The sequence below is a fragment of the Bacillus sp. PS237 genome (genome assembly GCF_037963345.1).
GTDB classification, from domain to species: Bacteria; Bacillota; Bacilli; order Bacillales; family Bacillaceae; genus Bacillus; species Bacillus subtilis.
In genome coordinates this window covers 2,310,619-2,331,233 of sequence record NZ_CP150156.1, presented here as the reverse complement: position 1 = coordinate 2,331,233, position 20,615 = coordinate 2,310,619, and the positions used below count along the sequence as shown (strand labels likewise).

The following is a 20,615-nucleotide window of genomic DNA, read 5'->3' as shown; positions in this document are numbered from 1 at the left end:
GGCTAGCTTTTTTGTGCAAAAGCGTGGTAATTTATGGTCTTTTCGAGCGGATGAATGAGAACAAAATCGAACCACATACTACATATATAACCACCGAAAGATGGTGATCAATGATGGAACGACGAATATTTATCCGGCTTCGCCACCGAGTGCTGGCACATCCAGGGGATATTATTACCGTTGGAGATGCCGCGCAAATAGAAGGGCAGCTTCAGCTGAAAAAGAAACTTTCGGCTATGCCGCTTTATCAGGTGAGCGAAAAAGATAAAAATATCGTAATTCTGGATATCATACAAGTCCTCAGAGCCATTCATTTACAAGACCCGACAATTGATGTTCAAACCGTAGGCGGAGCAGAAACCATTGTTGAAATTCAGTATCGAAAGCGAAATTTATCAACGGTTCTATTTATCGGTGTCTGGCTGCTTCTGTTTATTGGATCGTGTCTTGCCATCATGAACTTTCATGAGGATGTAAGCATGAGAGATGTTCATATCGCACTATATGAAATCATAACCGGAGAGAGGAATGACTATCCATATTTGCTTCAAATCCCATACAGCATCGGTTTGGGACTGGGGATGATCGTGTTTTTTAACCACATATTTAAAAAGCGCCTAAATGAAGAGCCCAGCCCGCTGGAGGTTGAGATGTTTAACTATCAGCTTGATCTCGATCAATATGTGGCCATGCATGAGAATCAAGAAACCATAAAGGATCTGCATGATCGTTAGTGTATTGTTCATCATTTTTGTCGGGCTCGGCGGAGGCATAACGGTGGGGGCGGGTTTCGTTGCTTTTTTAACCGTAATGGGAATCATTCCGCGGCTGATGCAGCTCACCAAAACAATGAGATTTGTTCAGGCTTATGAAGCGGCTGTTATTCTTGGCGCGGTTTGCGGGGGATGGGAGACGCTTCATATGAATCATCTTTATCTAACAAAATGGATAGCTGTGCCGGTCGGGCTTCTGGCAGGTTTGTTCGTCGGGATGCTAGCGGCTGCTCTTACAGAGGTTTTAAATGTCCTGCCGATTTTGGCGAAACGAATCGGGCTCAGAAGTAAAATCATTATTCTGTTAATGGCCATCGTGATTGGGAAAATCGCGGGATCTTTATTTCACTGGCTGTACTTTATTGACCATTCATAAGGAGGTTTCAAGATGACAAACATAAAAGAAAATTACAAATCAAAAGTGAAAACATATCAGCCTAAGCCGCCTTACGTCTGGAACTGTGTAAAAGCCTTTTTAGTGGGCGGACTGATTTGTGCAATCGGGCAAGGTCTGCAAAATTTTTATATCCATTTTTTTGATTTCAATGAAAAAACTGCGGGGAATCCAACAGCTGCAACGCTGATATTAATTTCTGCCCTGCTTACAGGGTTTGGAATCTATGACAGAATCGGACAATTCGCAGGCGCAGGTTCAGCCGTACCTGTCACGGGTTTTGCCAACAGTATGGCAAGTGCGGCTCTTGAATATAAAAGCGAAGGATTAGTGCTTGGAGTAGCGACAAATATGTTTAAACTGGCAGGAAATGTTATTGTTTTCGGAGTTGTAGCTGCATACATCGTTGGAATGATTCGGTTTGCTTTTGAGAAACTGATGTCATAGGAGGAGAAGAAAATGAAATTAACAGGAAAGCAAACCTGGGTATTTGAACATCCCATATTTGTCAACTCAGCGGGAACGGCAGCAGGACCAAAGGAAAAAGACGGACCGCTTGGCTCTTTATTTGATAAAACCTATGACGAAATGCATTGTAATCAAAAAAGCTGGGAAATGGCGGAACGGCAGCTGATGGAAGACGCTGTTAATGTTGCACTTCAAAAAAACAATCTGACAAAAGATGATATTGACCTATTGCTGGCAGGCGACTTGCTGAACCAAAACGTGACGGCTAACTATGTGGCAAGACACTTGAAAATCCCATTTCTTTGTATGTTTGGCGCCTGTTCAACATCAATGGAAACAGTGGCTGTCGCATCAGCCTTAGTTGATGGAGGGTTTGCCAAAAGGGCACTCGCTGCCACCAGCAGTCACAATGCAACTGCGGAAAGACAGTTTCGCTATCCGACAGAATACGGAGGCCAAAAACCGGACACTGCTACCTCCACTGTAACCGGAAGCGGTGCAGTTGTCATCAGTCAGACACCGGGTGATATCCAAATCACAAGTGCGACTGTCGGGAAGGTTTCTGATTTAGGAATTACAGATCCTTTTGATATGGGATCGGCTATGGCTCCGGCTGCAGCTGATACGATTAAGCAGCACTTTAAAGATCTCAACCGGACAGCGGATGACTATGATCTAATCCTGACAGGTGACCTGTCAGGCGTCGGTTCTCCAATCGTAAAAGACATTTTAAAAGAAGATGGATATCCAGTCGGCACAAAGCATGATGATTGCGGGCTTCTGATTTACACTCCGGATCAGCAGGTCTTTGCCGGGGGGAGCGGCTGTGCTTGTTCAGCGGTTGTCACCTACTCTCATATTTTTAAGCAGCTGAGAGAAGGAAAACTAAACCGTGTATTTGTCGTGGCGACCGGGGCGCTATTAAGCCCGACGATGATCCAGCAAAAAGAAACCATCCCGACTATCGCCCACGGGGTTGTATTTGAGCGTGCAGGAGGTGCATCTTAATATGGACTACCTTTTGGCTTTTGTCTGCGGCGGGGCCATCTGTATCGTCGGCCAGCTGCTCTTGGATATTTTTAAATTGACGCCAGCTCATGTCATGACATCATTTGTTGTAATCGGTGCAATATTAGATGGTTTCGGCATTTACGATAAATTTATTGAATTTGCCGGAGGAGGCGCCACCGTTCCGATCGTCAGCTTCGGTCACAGTCTTCTGCACGGCGCCATGCATCAGGCGCATATACACGGATTTATCGGAATCGGCATGGGGATTTTTGAGCTGACCTCGGCCGGTATCTCAGCCGCTATTCTTTTCGCCTTTATCGTAGCTGTTATTTTCAAACCGAAAGGATAATGCCGACATGACGACAAAACGCAAGGTCATACTGGTAACAGACGGGGATGTTTATGCCGCTAAAACAATTGAATACGCCGCAAGCAAAGTGGGAGGCCGATGTATTTCACAATCAAAAGGGAATCCTTCCACCCGCAGCGGCGCCGAGCTTGTCAAGCTGATCGCCTCAGCACCGTATGATCCTGTATTTGTCATGTTTGACGACTCCGGCCTTCAAGGAGAGGGCCCGGGAGAAGCCGCTCTAACCTATGTCGCAACCCATCCGTCTATTGAAGTGCTCGGTGTGATTGCGGTCGCGTCAAAAACACATCAGGCTGAATGGACCAGGGTCGATGTAAGCATTGACCGCAATGGAGAAATAACTGAATACGGCGTCGATAAAGTCGGGGAAAGGGAATTTGATGACCACAGAATGAGTGGAGATACAGTCTATTGCCTTGATAAACTTGATCTCCCGCTTATTGTCGGTATCGGGGATATCGGCAAAATGGGCAGAAAAGACGATATCTCAAAAGGGTCGCCAATCACCATGAAAGCGGTCGAGTTTATTTTAGAAAGGAGCGGGTATCATGCCGGACCACAAGGAAGAGAAAATTCGGGTTTATCGGAATCCAGCTAAAAATGAAGAGTATTTCAAAAACCGTGTTGGGATGGGGACGAGCTATGATGTAGGTGTTCGCAAGCTCACGATTTTAGATAAAGAGATCCAGCTTTACTATCTAAATGGATTATGCGATACAGCCTATATTATTCATTTAATGAGAGAGCTTGTTGCCATTAACAATCGGAAAGAAGACCCTGATGAGCTGGTCGACATCGTCGAAAACAGGCTGCTTAACGCCCAGGTCGAAAAAGTAAAAACCTTGGATGAAACCACCGACCAAGTGCTGTCCGGGCTCGTCGCTGTCATTGTTGAAGGTGCAGGCTTCGCATTTATAATTGATGTCAGAAGCTATCCGGGCAGAAACCCGGAAGAACCTGATACGGAAAAGGTGGTCAGGGGAGCCAGAGACGGATTTGTTGAAAATATCGTCGTCAATACGGCCCTTCTCAGAAGGCGGATCAGAGACGAACGCCTTCGAGTCAAGATGACTAAAGTTGGTGAGCGGTCAAAGACGGATTTAAGCATTTGTTATATAGAAGATATAGCTGATCCGGATCTGGTTGAGATCGTAGAAAAAGAAATTGCATCCATTGATGTCGATGGATTAACAATGGCAGACAAAACTGTCGAGGAATTCATTGTTAATCAAAGCTATAATCCTTTTCCGCTCGTGCGCTATACAGAAAGACCGGATGTGGCCGCAAATCATGTTCTAGAAGGCCATGTTATCATTATAGTGGACACATCGCCGAGTGTGATCATTACCCCGACGACTTTATTTCACCATGTGCAGCATGCTGAAGAATATAGGCAGGCGCCTTCAGTCGGGACCTTTTTAAGATGGGTAAGATTTTTCGGTATTCTTGCTTCTACTTTATTTCTTCCGATCTGGTTTCTCTTTGTGCTTCAGCCTGATCTGCTCCCGGACAACATGAAATTTATCGGTTTAAATAAAGATACGCATATCCCGATCATCCTGCAGATATTTTTAGCTGACTTAGGAATCGAGTTTCTCAGAATGGCTGCCATTCACACACCGACGGCTTTATCGACAGCAATGGGTTTAATTGCCGCTGTTCTGATCGGGCAGATTGCGATTGAGGTCGGCCTTTTTTCTCCTGAGGTGATTCTGTACGTCTCACTTGCGGCGATTGGAACCTTTACGACGCCTAGTTATGAATTAAGCTTGGCAAACAAAATGAGCCGTCTTGTCCTCATGATACTCGTTGCTTTATTTCATATAAAAGGGCTCGTCATCGGATTTACAGTGCTAATTATTGCCATGGCAAGCATCAAATCCCTTCAGACACCGTACTTATGGCCGCTGATTCCCTTTAACGGAAAGGCGCTGTGGCAGGTTCTTGTCCGCACAGCGAAACCTGGCGCAAAAGTAAGACCCAGCATCGTTCACCCCAAAAATCGCTTAAGGCAGCCTACCAATTCATAATCGCATTGAAACTGACTGAAGAGTATGATAATGTATGTCTTAATTATGAAGGGACAGTCCATAAAACTGTCCTTTCATCCATAAGCGGAGAAAGAGGGAATGACATTGTTCTTACACGGCACAAGCAGACAAAATCAACATGGTCATTTAGAAATCGGAGGTGTGGATGCTCTCTATTTAGCGGAGAAATATGGTACACCTCTTTACGTATATGATGTGGCTTTAATACGTGAGCGTGCTAAAAGCTTTAAGCAGGCGTTTATTTCTGCAGGGCTGAAAGCACAGGTGGCATATGCGAGCAAAGCATTCTCATCAGTCGCAATGATTCAGCTCGCTGAGGAAGAGGGACTTTCTTTAGATGTCGTATCCGGAGGAGAGCTATATACGGCTGTTGCAGCAGGCTTTCCGGCAGAACGCATCCACTTTCATGGAAACAATAAGAGCAGGGAAGAACTGCGGATGGCGCTTGAGCACCGCATCGGCTGCATTGTGGTGGATAATTTCTATGAAATCGCGCTTCTTGAAGACCTATGTAAAGAAACGGGTCACTCCATCGATGTTCTTCTTCGGATCACGCCCGGAGTAGAAGCGCATACGCATGACTACATTACAACGGGCCAGGAAGATTCAAAGTTTGGTTTCGATCTTCATAACGGACAAACTGAACGGGCCATTGAACAAGTATTACAATCGGAACACATTCAGCTGCTGGGTGTCCATTGCCATATCGGCTCGCAAATCTTTGATACGGCCGGTTTTGTGTTAGCAGCGGAAAAAATCTTCAAAAAACTAGACGAATGGAGAGATTCATATTCATTTGTATCCAAGGTGCTGAATCTTGGAGGAGGTTTCGGCATTCGTTATACGGAAGATGATGAACCGCTTCATGCCACTGAATACGTTGAAAAAATTATCGAAGCTGTGAAAGAAAATGCTTCCCGTTACGGTTTTGACATTCCGGAAATTTGGATCGAACCGGGCCGTTCTCTCGTGGGAGACGCAGGCACAACTCTTTATACGGTTGGCTCTCAAAAAGAAGTGCCGGGTGTCCGCCAATATGTGGCTGTAGACGGAGGCATGAACGACAATATTCGTCCTGCGCTTTACCAAGCTAAATATGAAGCTGCGGCAGCCAACAGGATCGGAGAAGCGCATGACAAAACGGTATCAATTGCCGGAAAGTGCTGTGAAAGCGGAGATATGCTGATTTGGGATATTGACCTGCCGGAAGTAAAAGAAGGCGATCTTCTTGCCGTTTTTTGTACAGGCGCTTATGGATACAGCATGGCCAACAATTATAACCGTATTCCGAGACCCGCCGTTGTATTTGTCGAAAACGGTGAGGCTCATTTAGTCGTGAAGCGAGAAACATACGAAGATATTGTAAAACTTGATCTGCCATTTAAAACGGGTGTAAAGCAATAAAAGAAAGCGCCGATTTTTCGGCGCTTTTCTTATTTGAATATAGATACAATCGCATTCCAGATAGATACGAAGAAATCAATGACTTTCTGGATGAAGTTTTTGCCTTCATCTGATTCTATGAATTTCGTAATCTTATCTTTCGCTTTATCTAGCTGGTCACTGACCTGTCCCCAGTCAATGTCAGCGTTTTTCATCTTATTGAATAGGGAGACAAGCTGATTCTTTTGGCTGTCTGTAAGTGTGACGTTTAAATCAGAAGCTGCGTCATCCACTTGTTTTTCGATGTCAGCTTTATTATCAGGCACCCCGTTTTTAGCAAACTCTTCTTTGATTTTTGCAATCAGGGCTGCCGCATTTTCGTTACCGATTTTGTCTCCAAGCTCTGATGTCGTGACAAGCTCTTGGTTGGCGACCTGCTTAACATCCTCCGAGATCGCTTCGTCAGAAGAAACTTCATACGCCTTAATCAATCCAGTTAAAGCGGCAGTCCCGGATACTTCAAACGGTGCTGTAACATACACCTTCGCATCTTTAACACCGGCTGTCATCAGTGCATTCAGGTACATTTCATCTGTGATGCCGCTGATATTATGGGTCTCAACATTCAATCCGGAGCCTTTTTTGGCAATGGTGATTGACGATGAAGAAATCGCTCTCGATCCGATTTGCGCGTTCGATATATATTTTCCTAAATATTCATGTTCTTCCTTATTGGTCACGGTTACCGTTGTGGCATTATCAGGGACATTCATTTCATCAAGCACTTTTTGTTTGTCAGATTCTGACAAATCAGCACCCAGTGTTACAATGACATCTCCAACTGCGGCATCCGCGAGACTGACCTTCGGAACCATCAGCAGCAAAACGGCCGCTGCCAGCATTCCAATCCAAATTTTCTTCAAAGCAGTTTGACCTCCTTCAATTTCACAAGCAGCTGGATAGTGCTGCTTTGTGAGGACCTGAATCATGAAAAATACAGTTCCGTTAGGTTAGACGGAGATAAAGAGATTCAGGTTTCATTTTTATTTTTTAGTAAAGCTCGGGAGATTCGTTTTCCCCCGAAAGGTGTGGTATAATAGCCGCGACAAGGAGAGACAGGCTATAACCTATACATAATCTCCTTTGAAAATTAAAATAAAGAAAGTAGGCATACAATTGAAAACAGGTTACTTTTTATTAGAAGACGGGAACAAAATTGAATTTGAACTTTATCCTGAAGCTGCACCTGGAACTGTTGCAAACTTTGAAAAGCTTGCGAACGAAGGCTTTTATGACGGGCTTACATTCCACCGAGTGATCCCTGGCTTCGTCAGCCAAGGCGGATGCCCGCACGGAACTGGTACAGGCGGTCCGGGATACACAATCAAATGTGAAACAGAAGGCAACCCGCATACACATGAGGCGGGCGCACTTTCTATGGCACATGCCGGAAAAGACACTGGCGGCAGCCAATTTTTCATCGTTCATGAGCCACAGCCTCATTTGAACGGTGTTCACACTGTATTTGGTAAAGTAACAAGCGGATTAGAATTCGCGAAAAACATGTCTAATGGCGATGTCATGAAAGAAGTTCGTGTAGAAGGCTAATCGGCAGGCAAAAGGCTTCCTCTTAGAGAGGAAGCTTTTTTTATTGGCCAAAAATGTTCAATAAAAAACCGCCGAATGCTGATGGCGGTTGGCAAAACCAGGTGTTTAGTTAGTGACCCCCGTGTATTGAATACATTAAAAAGTTTTGGTGACGTTTTGATCAGTAAATTGATGATTAATCATTTTAGCTTTGCTTACAAAGTTATTTTCAAAGACAATTCCTGTGTTTAAACCTCCGGAGCCAAACACAGATTTGGACAAAGTTAAAGGCCTGATCATAAAAGCGCCGCCTACGTTAATTACACTGTTCCCGGAAACGTTGTTTATATTAATAGGATAATCAATCATACTATCAAGTCTCCTTTCATATCATTCTATTTTTTATATGTATTAGTGCTAGAGTTGATTAGCGTAAACTTATCGGCAAAAATATTTAGGAGATGCCTGTTTTTATTGATTTATAAAAATGCTCGAAAAAAGAGCCTCCTTTAAAGCTTCCGGAAGCCCAGATATCTGTCTATTCTTTTAACTACTCTGAATGCGGCAGCTGCTTTTCTGGCGAATGTAATAGGATCATCCTGTGCTGACTCAAAGTGCATATACATTGCTCACGGCTCACTAAATAACCAGTGGTTATGCAATGTAGAAATCGCCATACGCCGCTATCCTAGTTCGGTGAGCAAAGAATTTACCTCTTCATGTAAGAAACTAAGTGAAATACTTTACCATTTCGAACCTCAAACGGGAAAAATGGGGAATTGACAAGGGATGAGGTGGGCAAACAAACACCTGACTCGGTGGCAGAACGAACTGCCCAAAATTTTGGCAAACTCCCTGCGTATCTTTTGTTTCCTCCCATTTCATGCTATTGCTCCTCCTATGTCAAAAAAGAATGTATGAGAGAAGATCCCGCCATAGACAATGTTGTTGGACGACTGAAGATAAAATTGTGCTGATTATACAAAAAGTGGATTGGGAATGATAAAAGAACAAAAAAGTTTAAGGAGAATCACATGCAAGTTTTGACGGGGTTGCTCGAACAGTACGGATATGCCGTCTTGTTTATTGTCTTGATGTTAGAGCTTCTAGCTTTACTTGGACCGGGAGAGTTTGCCGGTGTTCTCGTGTTTCAAGAAAAGTTAAACTGGGTGCTAAGCATGTTAGCGGCCGGATTGGGGAGCTGTGGGAGTGAGCATGTCGTATTGGATCGGGTATAGACTGGGCCCAGCTGCAATTCAGAAAGCTTTTGCGTCGAGAGGTGTTCTGTTAGCCGTTATTGTTCTAACTTTTTTTTGGACGGTATTCAGAGGGCAAGATCGGAAAATCGAACTCTCTTTCTTATTTTTCCTAGTCATTGGTGGGGAGCTTTATGAAGAGGGAATCAGACGGCTCTTTCATTCCCTTCATCCTGTTCACGCTCCTTTGGAAAGTCATGTATTATATCCATTCCCGAGCGAACAGACTTTAACGGCATTTGTCATTTTTGGTTTTTGTGCTTATCTTTTTGTTCGTCATTCTCACAAGACGCGTCTGCAAACTGTTGCATTTTTTTGTTTATTATCGTTTTATTCCTCATCGGGCTGAGCCGTGTGTACTTTATGAGCAGTATCCGAGTGATGTTGCTGCGGGTTACGCCTTCGGCGGTGTTTGGCTGAGTTTGAATGTTTTGGTCATGGAGCTTTTCCGTTTCTCCAGAAGATTTACCAAGCTGAGAAACGAACCCAATTAGTATGTAATCAAAATTAAGTAAACTTTAAAGTAGTACGGGTCATTGGGATTGATATTTTGTAGTAAAATAAATCAAACAAACGTGATGTAATGAAAAGGAGATCGCGATATGAACAACAAAGGCTGTATAAAATGCGGTAGTACTGAAGCCGGACAAAAAGAAATAGCTACAACCGGCACGGGATTATCAAAGCTGTTTGACGTGCAGCATAACCGATTTCTAGTGGTTTACTGTAAGAACTGCGGATATTCAGAGTTTTATAATAAAGAGTCTTCAACTGCCGGGAATATATTGGATTTATTTTTTGGAGGCTGATCCATGTTTTCGAGCTTGAATGATTTTAAACATATTATGAAAGCAAAAAACGGGGTGCGGTTATCACCTGTGAAATAGGTTGCCGCAAACATTCCAGTAACCTTCATGACGTTAATTGTTTTGTCAAGTGCCATGGGTATCATGGACTGGGAGATCAATGGAATGCAGTAAATGAACAAACTGCCCGTAACCTCATGCTTTATATACGATCTAAAGATTTTGCATATGAGAACTCTCTTTCTTCTGAGTCCATCGCTTCTGAATTATGCGATTCATTTCTTTCAATATTTTCAGGCCTAGTTATGATCGACAAGAAAAAATAGGCATGATGTGGGTAGAAGATGAAGATTAACAGTTTGTAAAATCACTTCAATGGTCCTAATGGGATTTTTTTTCGATTCGTGATAACATAAATTGAAGACCGTTGTTTATTGGAGGAAATCAGTTGAAATCAGAAAATGTTTCGAAGAAAAAGTCAATATTAGAATGGGCAAAAGCAATTGTGATTGCTGTCGTTCTTGCTTTGCTCATCCGCAACTTTATTTTTGCGCCGTATGTCGTTGATGGTGACTCTATGTATCCTACACTTCACAACCGTGAAAGGGTTTTTGTTAATATGACAGTCAAATACATCGGCGAGTTTGATAGAGGAGACATCGTCGTGTTAAACGGAGATGATGTTCACTATGTCAAACGTATTATCGGCCTTCCCGGCGATACGGTTGAGATGAAAAATGACCAGCTCTATATCAACGGGAAAAAGGTGGACGAACCTTATTTGGCGGCTAATAAAAAGAGAGCGAAACAGGACGGTTTTGACCATTTGACCGATGATTTCGGCCCGGTTAAAGTGCCTGATAACAAGTATTTTGTGATGGGTGACAATCGTCGCAATTCCATGGACAGCCGTAACGGCCTTGGCCTCTTCACGAAAAAACAAATTGCGGGTACGTCAAAGTTTGTTTTCTACCCGTTTAACGAAATGCGCAAAACAAATTAGGATCAAGCAGCTTCCCATTGGGGCTGCTTTTTTTATATCTTTTTTACGGTCATCCCCTAAAAACAGAACATAAATTCGTATATCTATAGAAAAGAAATTTTTGCAGAAATGTGAAACATATTCCCGTTATGCATCGTTATATTAATAATTTACGAGAATTTACGGTTTTTTATTCATGAAAAAAAGGAATAACTCATATGAATGAATAGATTCATATTGGCTGGAGGTTTAGAAATGGGAAGAATAAAAACCAAGATTACCATTCTGTTAGTGCTTTTGCTTTTACTTGCAGGCGGTTATATGTACATAAATGATATTGAGCTGAAGGATGTTCCGACAGCAATTGGACAAACCTTGTCCTCGGAAGAAGAGGAATACACCATCCAGGAATATAAAGTGACGAAAATTGACGGCTCAGAGTATCATGGAGTAGCAGAAAACGGAACGAAAATCATCTTCAACGGAAAAAAATTAAATCAGGATTTATCTGATATAAAAGAAGGTGACAAGATTAAGGCTTACTTCAGCAAATCAAAGCGGATCGACGGATTAATCAAGGTTGCAAAAGTGAATGATTAAAAAACATCACCTTTCGGATCGAAGGGTGATGTTTTGTTTTTCTCAAATTGTAAGTTTATTTCATTGCGTACTTTAAAAAGGATCGCTATAATAACCAATAAGGACAAATGAATAAAGATTGTATCCTTCGGGGCAGGGTGGAAATCCCGACCGGCGGTAGTAAAGCACATTTGCTTTAGAGCCCGTGACCCGTGTGCATAAGCACGCGGTGGATTCAGTTTAAGCTGAAGCCGACAGTGAAAGTCTGGATGGGAGAAGGATGATGAGCCGCTATGCAAAATGTTTAAAAATGCATAGTGTTATTTCCTATTGCGTAAAATACCTAAAGCCCCGAATTTTTTATAAATTCGGGGCTTTTTTGACGGTAAATAACAAAAGAGGGGAGGGAAACAAATGGAAGAGTATTATATGAAGCTGGCCTTAGATCTTGCGAAGCAGGGCGAAGGACAGACCGAATCCAATCCGCTCGTCGGCGCTGTTGTCGTAAAGGACGGACAAATTGTCGGAATGGGCGCCCATTTAAAATATGGTGAAGCTCATGCAGAAGTTCATGCCATCCATATGGCTGGAGCACATGCAGAGGGTGCCGACATTTACGTTACACTCGAACCGTGCAGCCATTACGGAAAAACACCGCCATGTGCAGAATTGATTATCAACTCTGGTATCAAAAGAGTGTTCGTGGCGATGAGAGATCCTAATCCGCTTGTGGCTGGAAGAGGGATCAGCATGATGAAAGAAGCTGGCATTGAGGTAAGGGAAGGCATCCTGGCAGACCAGGCGGAGAGGCTGAATGAAAAATTTCTGCACTTTATGAGGACAGGCCTTCCGTACGTCACGCTAAAAGCGGCTGCCAGCCTTGACGGCAAGATAGCTACCAGCACGGGTGACAGCAAATGGATCACGTCAGAGGCTGCAAGACAGGATGCTCAGCAATACAGGAAAACACACCAAAGCATTTTAGTCGGAGTTGGCACAGTGAAAGCCGACAATCCGAGCTTAACCTGCAGACTGCCGAATGTAACAAAACAGCCGGTTCGGGTCATACTTGATACCGTACTCTCGATTCCTGAGGACGCTAAAGTGATTTGCGATCAAATAGCGCCGACATGGATTTTTACGACGGCACGCGCAGACGAGGAAAAGAAAAAACGGCTTTCAGCTTTCGGAGTGAACATATTTACACTTGAAACCGAGCGCATTCAAATTCCTGATGTTTTGAAGATCCTAGCGGAAGAAGGCATCATGTCGGTGTATGTGGAAGGCGGTTCAGCTGTTCACGGAAGCTTTGTCAAAGAAGGCTGTTTTCAAGAAATCATCTTCTATTTTGCCCCTAAACTAATCGGAGGAACGCATGCTCCCAGCTTAATCTCCGGTGAAGGTTTTCAATCAATGAAAGATGTCCCCTTATTACAATTCACTGATATAACCCAAATCGGCCGTGATATCAAACTGACGGCAAAACCGACAAAGGAATAGGATGGTGACCATGTTTACAGGAATTATCGAAGAAACAGGCACAATCGAATCCATGAAAAAAGCAGGGCATGCAATGGCCTTAACTATTAAATGCTCAAAGATTTTAGAGGATGTTCATCTTGGCGACAGCATTGCAGTGAACGGCATTTGTCTGACTGTCACTGATTTTACAAAAAATCAATTCACAGTGGATGTTATGCCTGAAACAGTCAAAGCTACGTCACTGAATGATTTAACAAAAGGAAGCAAAGTAAATCTGGAAAGAGCGATGGCGGCAAACGGCCGTTTCGGAGGCCATTTCGTCTCAGGCCATGTCGACGGAACTGCGGAAATCACACGAATTGAAGAGAAAAGCAACGCAGTTTACTATGATTTAAAAATGGACCCGTCATTAACAAAAACATTGGTTTTAAAGGGATCAATTACTGTGGATGGCGTGAGCTTAACCATATTCGGCCTGACAGAAGACACAGTGACGATCTCCTTAATACCGCATACGATCAGCGAAACGATCTTTTCAGAAAAAACGATCGGCTCTAAAGTGAATATCGAATGCGATATGATCGGAAAATATATGTATCGATTTTTGCATAAAGCCAATGAAAATAAGACCCAACAAACCATTACAAAAGCCTTCTTAAGCGAAAACGGCTTTTAGAGAGGAAGATTTGCATGTTTCATCCGATAGAAGAAGCACTGGACGCTTTAAAAAAAGGCGAAGTCATCATCGTTGTAGATGATGAAGACAGAGAAAATGAAGGAGACTTTGTGGCTCTTGCCGAGCATGCAACGCCGGAAGTCATTAACTTTATGGCGACACATGGGAGAGGACTGATCTGCACGCCGCTCAGTGAGGAAATCGCAGACAGGCTTGATCTTCACCCTATGGTTGAGCATAATACAGACTCTCACCACACTGCATTTACCGTAAGCATAGACCATCGTGAAACGAAGACAGGTATCAGCGCTCAAGAAAGATCTTTTACCGTTCAAGCATTGCTGGACAGCAAATCCGTGCCATCTGATTTTCAGCGTCCGGGGCACATTTTTCCACTGATTGCGAAAAAAGGAGGTGTCCTGAAAAGAGCGGGCCATACAGAAGCTGCTGTTGATCTTGCTGAAGCTTGCGGATCTCCAGGAGCCGGCGTCATTTGTGAAATTATGAATGAAGACGGAACGATGGCGAGAGTGCCTGAGCTCATTGAAATTGCGAAAAAGCATCAATTAAAAATGATCACCATTAAGGATTTGATTCAATACCGTTACAATCTGACAACACTTGTCGAGCGTGAAGTTGACATTACGCTGCCTACTGATTTTGGGACATTTAAGGTTTATGGATACACAAATGAGGTAGATGGAAAAGAGCATGTCGCATTTGTGATGGGAGATGTGCCGTTCGGAGAAGAACCGGTATTGGTCCGGGTGCATTCAGAATGTCTCACAGGTGACGTGTTTGGCTCTCATCGCTGTGATTGCGGACCGCAGCTGCACGCCGCGCTGAACCAAATTGCCGCAGAAGGCCGTGGAGTGCTCCTGTACTTGCGCCAAGAAGGACGAGGCATCGGTTTAATCAATAAATTAAAAGCTTATAAGCTTCAGGAACAAGGCTATGACACCGTAGAAGCCAATGAGGCGCTTGGATTCTTGCCGGATCTTCGCAACTATGGCATCGGAGCACAAATTTTACGCGACCTCGGTGTCCGGAATATGAAGCTTTTGACGAATAATCCGCGAAAAATCGCAGGCCTTGAAGGCTACGGACTCAGTATTTCAGAAAGAGTGCCGCTTCAAATGGAGGCGAAAGAACACAATAAAAAATATTTGCAAACCAAAATGAACAAGCTAGGTCATTTACTTCATTTCTAATCACAAATATCACAAAAAAGGATGGGAATCATATGAATATCATACAAGGAAATTTAGTTGGTACAGGTCTTAAAATCGGAATCGTAGTAGGAAGATTTAATGATTTTATTACGAGCAAGCTGCTGAGCGGAGCAGAAGATGCGCTGCTCAGACATGGCGTAGACACAAATGACATTGATGTGGCTTGGGTTCCAGGCGCATTTGAAATACCGTTTGCTGCGAAAAAAATGGCGGAAACAAAAAAATATGATGCTATTATCACATTGGGCACTGTCATCAGAGGCGCAACGACACATTACGATTATGTCTGCAATGAAGCTGCAAAAGGCATCGCGCAAGCAGCAAACACTACTGGTGTACCTGTCATCTTTGGAATTGTAACAACTGAAAACATCGAACAGGCTATCGAGCGTGCCGGCACAAAAGCGGGCAACAAAGGTGTAGATTGTGCTGTTTCTGCCATTGAAATGGCAAATTTAAACCGCTCATTTGAATAATTTGCTGAAAACAGTTTAAAAATATGGCGAAAATGATATAATGTGAGAAAACGGATCACCTATTCGTATCCGTTAATAGCAGACTGGACATTTTGGATATAGAGGGGTTTTTATGTTAATTCGTTATAAAAAATCGTTTGAAAAGATTGCGATGGGGCTTCTTTCGTTTATGCCGAATGAAAAAGACCTTAAGCAGCTTCAGCAGACAATTAAGGACTACGAAACGGATACAGACCGCCAGCTCTTTCTTTGGAAAGAGGACGAGGATATCGTCGGAGCAATCGGAGTCGAAAAAAAGGATTCTGAGGTTGAGATCCGGCATATCAGTGTGAATCCTTCTCATCGCCATCAAGGAATCGGAAAACAGATGATGGATGCTTTAAAGCATTTATTCAAAACGCAAGTACTGGTTCCAAATGAATTAACGCAGAGCTTTTTCGAACGTTGTCAAGGTCAGCAGGATCAAGACATTTCATACAATAATTAAGCAGAGGCTGTGATCAGTCTCTGCTTTTTTTTCTGCGTTCTATTTCTTTTTCACGTTCACGGATGACGTCAGTCCGATCCCGCAAACGGTGTTTGTCGATAAGAAATATGTTGCTGAGTGCACTGGGCTGCCCCCATGTATACTTTTTTTTCCTGCATTCGATCCTGCATGCTTCCTCCAGTTTCTCATCTTTGATTGGCAGTATAATGCTTTTATAGGCAGAGACGGTTTCGATTTGTTCGTAAACCGATTGCATAAGTTCGAGCAAACGGCCATGATCAAGCCCTAAGTCTTCGACTGCCCGGTGTTCTGCTTGAAGAATCCGGATGCTGTTCGCCATCAGTCTTTTTGCCCCGGCTGTATTCTGCCTTCTGTGATGATATAAAGCCACTGCAAGCTGAATAAAGCCCACCCAATAGCGTTTTCGTTTCTTTGGCGGATCTTCCTTCCAATATTCTTCTAATATTTCATGGCATTCAAAATAATCCCGTGTCGCATGAAACTCAACGAGATAATCTATATAAGCTTTCGGATACAAGGTGCTTCCTCCTTTAATGTGCTTTTAGTGTACCATAGAAGGGATAAAAGGAAAAAAGAACGCCCGGCCTCTAGTGCTTCTTAGAAAGGAAAACCAGAAGCAAAGGCTTTTTCTCCCGCTTCTGCGCTCCGAGCAAACACCTCTTGTGTTTTGAATATTCTGTACAAACTCCTTCAAAACAGGATATGAAATAGTATTGGACGAGAGCTTTTTGGTGGCTTATACTATAGGGTAGCCAGTTTTTCCGGCAATGAGAGTGATACTTGAAAATGGTGAGATGATGGAAGAATATCAAGTGAAAATTGATACGTTTGAGGGCCCATTGGACCTGCTGCTTCATTTAATCAATCGTCTTGAAATTGACATATATGATATACCTGTGGCGAAGATCACTGAACAATATTTATTATATGTACATACGATGCGCGTGCTTGAGCTCGACATTGCCAGCGAGTATTTGGTTATGGCTGCCACGCTGCTCAGCATTAAAAGCAGAATGCTGCTCCCGAAGCAAGAGGAGGAGCTTTTTGAAGATGAATTACTTGAAGAAGAAGATCCGCGGGAGGAACTGATTGAAAAGCTGATTGAGTACCGAAAATATAAAGATGCGGCGAAGGATTTAAAAGAACGGGAAGAAGAAAGACAAAAATCGTTCACGAAACCGCCGAGTGATTTGAGTGAATATGCAAAAGAAGTAAAACAGTCTGAGCAAAAGCTCTCTGTCACGGTCTATGATATGATCGGAGCTTTTCAAAAAGTGCTGAAACGCAAAAAAATAAACAGGCCGATGGAAACAACAATTACAAGACAGGACATACCAATCGAAGCCAGAATGAACGAAATCGTGCACAGCTTGAAATCTAGAGGAACGAGAATTAACTTTATGGATCTGTTTCCATATGAGCAAAAAGAACATTTAGTAGTGACCTTTCTAGCTGTTCTTGAGCTGATGAAAAATCAGCTGGTCCTCATTGAACAGGAGCACAATTTTTCAGATATTTACATTACGGGGAGTGAATCCATTCATGGGGCTTGATATCGTGAATTGGAAAGCTATTGTGGAAGCCCTTCTTTATGCGGCAGGCGATGAAGGGCTTACAAAAAAGCAGCTGTTAACAGTGCTTGAAATCGAAGAGCCTGAACTGAACACGATCATGGCGGATGTGGCGGACGAATACCGCGGAGATACACGAGGGATTGAACTTATTGAGTATGCAGATACGTACATGCTCTCTACCAAAAAAGACTTTGCGCCTTACTTGAAAAAACTGATTGAAGTGCCGTCAAAGGGCCTTTCTCAAGCATCTTTAGAAGTACTGGCCATTGTTTCATACAAACAGCCAATTACGAGAGCAGAAATTGAAGAAATCAGAGGAGTAAAATCAGAGCGGATTTTACACAGTCTTGTCGCGAAGGCGCTATTGTGTGAAGTAGGGCGTGCCGATGGTCCGGGGCGGGCCATTTTATACGGTACTACGCCGACTTTTCTTGAACAATTCGGTCTGAAAACGCTGGACGAGCTTCCGCCGCTGCCTGAAAATGCGGAAGAAGACGTTCTTCAAGAAGAAGCAGATTTATTTTTTGAAAACTTTAACCAAACCTTCGAAGATATAAAATAGAAGTTTAATGAATCGCGCTTTTTCATCATCATAAGATATAAGGAAGAAGCTATCATGAAAGAAGCAAAATGTGAGAGACAAATACATGAGGGGAAGATACCAAACGAAATGGGACATTCGATTGTGCGAGCGCAGACTCAAAAAACAGGCGAATTCTTATCAATGGTTGTCAATACCGTGAACGATTACCTAAATCAAACGACGCTTGAGTCCTTACAGGCTGAATTGCCTATTGAAAAAGGATACTGCTGTGATGTGCTTAGCACTCTGAGAAGAATGGCAGTATTTTGTGAAGGAGGCGCAGAAGCGTGCCGTCGTCTCCTGATGCAGGAGCCTTTTCAGGAAGCCAGAGCGGAAAAAACACTTTATAATGTGTATCACCAATGCATTGAAGAGTTCTTTATGCCGAAAAAAGACACGTGGTGTGAAAATAGCCGGGCGTCTTATACCGGGGTCAGCGCAATTGAGTTTTATCATGCTGTTCCTGCGTCGCTTGAGCAATTATTATTGCCGTTGAGCGCGGCCTTTCTGAAGATGAGGGAAGAGCTGGCTCATTACGAAGCGTCCGGATCAAGCATGGCGCCAATCAGATAACGTTTACTCTCCCTTTTTCAGGGAGAGTTTTTTTATGTTTGCTTCCAGAAATATAATTGTTATTCATAACTGATGGACATGCGCATAAACTTGTACAAACCACCACAAGGACGTGAGCAAACATGCGCATTTTCAAAAAAGCAGTATTCGTGATCATGATTTCTTTTCTTATTGCAACCGTAAATGTGAATACAGCACATGCTGCTATAGATGTCAGTGCAAAAAGCGCGATCATTATTGACGGTGCGTCAGGCAGAGTGTTATATGCCAAGGATGAGCATCAAAAAAGGCGGATCGCGAGCATCACAAAAATTATGACCGCCGTCCTCGCCATCGAATCCGGCAAAATGGATCAAACAGTGACGGTTTCGGCAAATGCTGTCAGAACAGAAGGCTCCGCCATTTATTTAACAGAAGGTCAAAAAGTGAAGCTGAAAGATCTTGTGTATGGCCTGATGCTAAGATCAGGAAACGATGCCGCTGTCGCGATTGCTGAGCATGTCGGTGGGAGCCTCGATGGGTTTGTTTATATGATGAATCAAAAAGCCGAGCAGCTTGGTATGAAAAACACCCGTTTTCAAAACCCGCACGGATTGGACGACCATGAAAATCATTATTCAACAGCCTATGACATGGCCATTTTAACTAAGTATGCTATGAAGCTGAAAGACTATCAAAAGATTTCAGGCACAAAAATATACAAAGCGGAAACGATGGAAAGCGTATGGAAAAACAAAAACAAACTGCTGACCATGCTTTATCCGTACAGCACAGGAGGAAAAACAGGCTATACAAAACTTGCAAAACGGACACTGGTCTCTACGGCTTCAAAGGACGGCATTGACCTGATAGCCGTCACCATTAATGACCCTAATGATTGGGATGACCATATGAAGATGTTTAACTATGTGTTTGAGCATTATCAAACCTATTTAATTGCAAAAAAAGGGGATATTCCAAAGCTGAAAGGCACATTTTATGAATCGAAGGCTTTTATCAAACGTGATATCACCTATTTGCTGACCGAAGAGGAAAAAGAAAATGTAAAAATTAATACCACACTGCTCAAGCCGAAAAAAGCATGGGAAAAAGATGCCTCGAAAATCCCTGACATCGTAGGGCACATGGAGATCATGTTCAACGATGCAACCATCGCAAAAGTGCCGATCTATTATGAAAATGAGCGGCATCAAAAACCGAAGAAACAATTTTTTGAAACGTTTAAATCAATCTTTCTGAATGCGGCAGGCGGAGCAAAATGGTCAATATAATTTGGGTCAGTTTAACCGTGATCGGACTCGTTTTTGCGATGTGCAACGGAACTCTGCAAGATGTAAATGAAGCCGTGTTTAAGGGTGCGAAAGAAGCGATTACGATCTCATTTGGATTGATGAGCGTGCTTGTTTTCTGGCTTGGCTTAATGAAAATCGCCGAGCAGTCAGGGCTTTTGGATATTTTCAGCCGGATGTGCAGACCTTTTATATCTAAACTGTTCCCTGATATACCGCCGGATCACCCGGCGATGGGCTATATTTTATCTAATCTTATGGCGAATTTCTTCGGCCTCGGAAATGCAGCAACTCCGCTTGGCATTAAAGCAATGGAACAAATGAAAAAGCTGAACGGAAACCGATCGGAAGCAAGCCGGTCGATGATTACTTTTTTAGCTGTTAATACGTCCTGCATCACACTCATCCCGACAACGGTGATCGCTGTCCGAATGGCTTATTCCTCCAAAACGCCGACAGATATCGTCGGGCCAAGCATTTTGGCAACGCTTATTTCCGGAATCGGTGCCATTATCATTGATCGGTATTTTTATTACCGCCGCAAAAAGAAGGGAAGGTGAGC

At 43.2% G+C, this 20,615-nt stretch carries 27 protein-coding genes and 1 riboswitch; of the genes, 23 read left to right on the top strand and 4 right to left on the bottom strand.

The features are described 5' to 3' along the window. Positions 1 to 113 precede the first annotated feature (113 nt). The 8 genes from spoVAA to lysA all read left to right on the top strand — a co-directional run bounded on the left by spoVAA (position 114) and on the right by lysA (position 6,471). On the top strand, positions 114 to 734 hold the full coding sequence (gene spoVAA, locus NST22_RS11875) for a stage V sporulation protein SpoVAA (protein ID WP_003246053.1): 621 nt from the start codon (positions 114 to 116) through the stop codon (positions 732 to 734). After that, positions 724 to 1,149, top strand: coding sequence for a stage V sporulation protein SpoVAB (spoVAB, locus tag NST22_RS11870; RefSeq protein WP_003230463.1), 426 nt, complete (start codon positions 724 to 726; stop codon positions 1,147 to 1,149). Before spoVAA ends, spoVAB begins: the two co-directional genes overlap by 11 nt. Before the next feature lie 12 nt (positions 1,150 to 1,161). After that, a complete protein-coding gene (spoVAC, locus tag NST22_RS11865; RefSeq protein ID WP_003223947.1) occupies positions 1,162 to 1,614 on the top strand; it encodes a stage V sporulation protein AC in 453 nt (150 codons plus the stop codon). Between the two features lie 12 nt (positions 1,615 to 1,626). Further along, on the top strand, positions 1,627 to 2,643 hold the full coding sequence (gene spoVAD / locus NST22_RS11860; RefSeq protein WP_003230465.1) for a stage V sporulation protein AD: 1,017 nt from the start codon (positions 1,627 to 1,629) through the stop codon (positions 2,641 to 2,643). Between the two features lies 1 nt (position 2,644). Further along, positions 2,645 to 2,995, top strand: coding sequence for a stage V sporulation protein AE (gene spoVAE / locus NST22_RS11855; protein WP_003230467.1), 351 nt, complete (start codon positions 2,645 to 2,647; stop codon positions 2,993 to 2,995). Between the two features lie 7 nt (positions 2,996 to 3,002). Then, positions 3,003 to 3,614 carry a stage V sporulation protein SpoVABEA gene (spoVAEA, locus tag NST22_RS11850; protein WP_003230469.1) on the top strand — a complete coding sequence of 204 codons (612 nt, stop codon included), beginning with the start codon at positions 3,003 to 3,005 and terminating at the stop codon, positions 3,612 to 3,614. Further along, positions 3,565 to 5,046, top strand: coding sequence for a spore germination protein SpoVAF (gene spoVAF, locus NST22_RS11845; protein ID WP_003230471.1), 1,482 nt, complete (start codon positions 3,565 to 3,567; stop codon positions 5,044 to 5,046). The genes spoVAEA and spoVAF overlap by 50 nt, the downstream gene beginning before the upstream one ends. A 105-nt stretch (positions 5,047 to 5,151) precedes the next feature. Next, positions 5,152 to 6,471 carry a diaminopimelate decarboxylase gene (lysA, locus tag NST22_RS11840; RefSeq protein ID WP_004398851.1) on the top strand — a complete coding sequence of 440 codons (1,320 nt, stop codon included), beginning with the start codon at positions 5,152 to 5,154 and terminating at the stop codon, positions 6,469 to 6,471. Between the two features lie 29 nt (positions 6,472 to 6,500). Here lysA and NST22_RS11835 read toward each other — a convergent pair whose 3' ends face one another. Then, a complete protein-coding gene (locus NST22_RS11835) occupies positions 6,501 to 7,373 on the bottom strand; it encodes a DUF1002 domain-containing protein (RefSeq protein ID WP_009967658.1) in 873 nt (290 codons plus the stop codon). Between the two features lie 253 nt (positions 7,374 to 7,626). Here NST22_RS11835 and NST22_RS11830 point away from each other — a divergent pair, with 253 nt between their 5' ends. Then, positions 7,627 to 8,058, top strand: a complete 432-nt coding sequence (locus tag NST22_RS11830) for a peptidylprolyl isomerase (RefSeq protein WP_003223931.1) — start codon at positions 7,627 to 7,629, stop codon at positions 8,056 to 8,058. A gap of 135 nt (positions 8,059 to 8,193) precedes the next feature. On the opposite strand, the gene NST22_RS11825 is transcribed toward NST22_RS11830, so the two are convergent. Beyond that, a complete protein-coding gene (locus NST22_RS11825; protein WP_003230479.1) occupies positions 8,194 to 8,406 on the bottom strand; it encodes a spore germination protein in 213 nt (70 codons plus the stop codon). A 665-nt stretch (positions 8,407 to 9,071) separates the two neighbouring features. Here NST22_RS11825 and NST22_RS11820 point away from each other — a divergent pair. Beyond that, complete coding sequence (locus NST22_RS11820) at positions 9,072 to 9,275, top strand: hypothetical protein (protein ID WP_004398590.1); 204 nt, start codon at positions 9,072 to 9,074, stop codon at positions 9,273 to 9,275. A gap of 620 nt (positions 9,276 to 9,895) precedes the next feature. Further along, positions 9,896 to 10,102, top strand: a complete 207-nt coding sequence (locus NST22_RS11815; RefSeq protein ID WP_003223929.1) for a zinc ribbon domain-containing protein — start codon at positions 9,896 to 9,898, stop codon at positions 10,100 to 10,102. On the opposite strand, the gene NST22_RS11810 is transcribed toward NST22_RS11815, so the two are convergent. Next, complete coding sequence (locus NST22_RS11810; protein WP_010886560.1) at positions 10,045 to 10,281, bottom strand: hypothetical protein; 237 nt, start codon at positions 10,279 to 10,281, stop codon at positions 10,045 to 10,047. The genes NST22_RS11815 and NST22_RS11810 overlap by 58 nt on opposite strands. Before the next feature lie 266 nt (positions 10,282 to 10,547). Here NST22_RS11810 and lepB point away from each other — a divergent pair, with 266 nt between their 5' ends. The 7 genes from lepB to ribT all read left to right on the top strand — a co-directional run bounded on the left by lepB (position 10,548) and on the right by ribT (position 16,013). Continuing rightward, positions 10,548 to 11,102, top strand: coding sequence for a signal peptidase I (gene lepB / locus NST22_RS11805; protein ID WP_003246166.1), 555 nt, complete (start codon positions 10,548 to 10,550; stop codon positions 11,100 to 11,102). A gap of 234 nt (positions 11,103 to 11,336) precedes the next feature. Continuing rightward, positions 11,337 to 11,681, top strand: coding sequence for a hypothetical protein (locus NST22_RS11800; protein WP_004398735.1), 345 nt, complete (start codon positions 11,337 to 11,339; stop codon positions 11,679 to 11,681). A gap of 119 nt (positions 11,682 to 11,800) precedes the next feature. Further along, positions 11,801 to 11,945, top strand: a riboswitch (FMN riboswitch). 129 nt (positions 11,946 to 12,074) lie between these two features. Then, positions 12,075 to 13,160 (top strand): bifunctional diaminohydroxyphosphoribosylaminopyrimidine deaminase/5-amino-6-(5-phosphoribosylamino)uracil reductase RibD, encoded by a 1,086-nt coding sequence (gene ribD / locus NST22_RS11795; protein ID WP_004398763.1) that lies wholly within the window; start codon positions 12,075 to 12,077, stop codon positions 13,158 to 13,160. Positions 13,161 to 13,170: 10 nt separating this feature from the next. Then, positions 13,171 to 13,818, top strand: coding sequence for a riboflavin synthase subunit alpha (gene ribE / locus NST22_RS11790; protein WP_004398505.1), 648 nt, complete (start codon positions 13,171 to 13,173; stop codon positions 13,816 to 13,818). 14 nt (positions 13,819 to 13,832) lie between these two features. After that, positions 13,833 to 15,029, top strand: coding sequence for a bifunctional 3,4-dihydroxy-2-butanone-4-phosphate synthase/GTP cyclohydrolase II (locus NST22_RS11785; protein ID WP_004398484.1), 1,197 nt, complete (start codon positions 13,833 to 13,835; stop codon positions 15,027 to 15,029). 32 nt (positions 15,030 to 15,061) lie between these two features. Next, positions 15,062 to 15,526, top strand: a complete 465-nt coding sequence (gene ribH / locus NST22_RS11780; protein WP_003223915.1) for a 6,7-dimethyl-8-ribityllumazine synthase — start codon at positions 15,062 to 15,064, stop codon at positions 15,524 to 15,526. Positions 15,527 to 15,638: 112 nt separating this feature from the next. Next, the gene (ribT, locus tag NST22_RS11775) at positions 15,639 to 16,013 is read left to right on the top strand and encodes a GNAT family N-acetyltransferase RibT (protein ID WP_003223910.1); all 375 of its coding nucleotides are present in this window, start codon (positions 15,639 to 15,641) and stop codon (positions 16,011 to 16,013) included. A 13-nt stretch (positions 16,014 to 16,026) separates the two neighbouring features. Here ribT and NST22_RS11770 read toward each other — a convergent pair whose 3' ends face one another. Further along, complete coding sequence (locus NST22_RS11770; protein ID WP_003230498.1) at positions 16,027 to 16,551, bottom strand: DUF309 domain-containing protein; 525 nt, start codon at positions 16,549 to 16,551, stop codon at positions 16,027 to 16,029. A gap of 280 nt (positions 16,552 to 16,831) precedes the next feature. Here NST22_RS11770 and scpA point away from each other — a divergent pair, with 280 nt between their 5' ends. From scpA to spmA, 5 genes are all read left to right on the top strand, one after another. Then, a complete protein-coding gene (gene scpA, locus NST22_RS11765) occupies positions 16,832 to 17,587 on the top strand; it encodes a segregation/condensation protein A (protein ID WP_003246108.1) in 756 nt (251 codons plus the stop codon). Beyond that, a complete protein-coding gene (gene scpB, locus NST22_RS11760; protein ID WP_003223904.1) occupies positions 17,577 to 18,170 on the top strand; it encodes an SMC-Scp complex subunit ScpB in 594 nt (197 codons plus the stop codon). The genes scpA and scpB overlap by 11 nt, the downstream gene beginning before the upstream one ends. Before the next feature lie 54 nt (positions 18,171 to 18,224). Continuing rightward, complete coding sequence (locus NST22_RS11755; RefSeq protein WP_004399065.1) at positions 18,225 to 18,764, top strand: YpuI family protein; 540 nt, start codon at positions 18,225 to 18,227, stop codon at positions 18,762 to 18,764. A gap of 122 nt (positions 18,765 to 18,886) precedes the next feature. Continuing rightward, complete coding sequence (dacB, locus tag NST22_RS11750; protein WP_003230505.1) at positions 18,887 to 20,035, top strand: D-alanyl-D-alanine carboxypeptidase DacB; 1,149 nt, start codon at positions 18,887 to 18,889, stop codon at positions 20,033 to 20,035. Beyond that, positions 20,023 to 20,613, top strand: coding sequence for a spore maturation protein SpmA (gene spmA / locus NST22_RS11745; RefSeq protein WP_004398980.1), 591 nt, complete (start codon positions 20,023 to 20,025; stop codon positions 20,611 to 20,613). The genes dacB and spmA overlap by 13 nt, the downstream gene beginning before the upstream one ends. Positions 20,614 to 20,615: the final 2 nt, after the last annotated feature.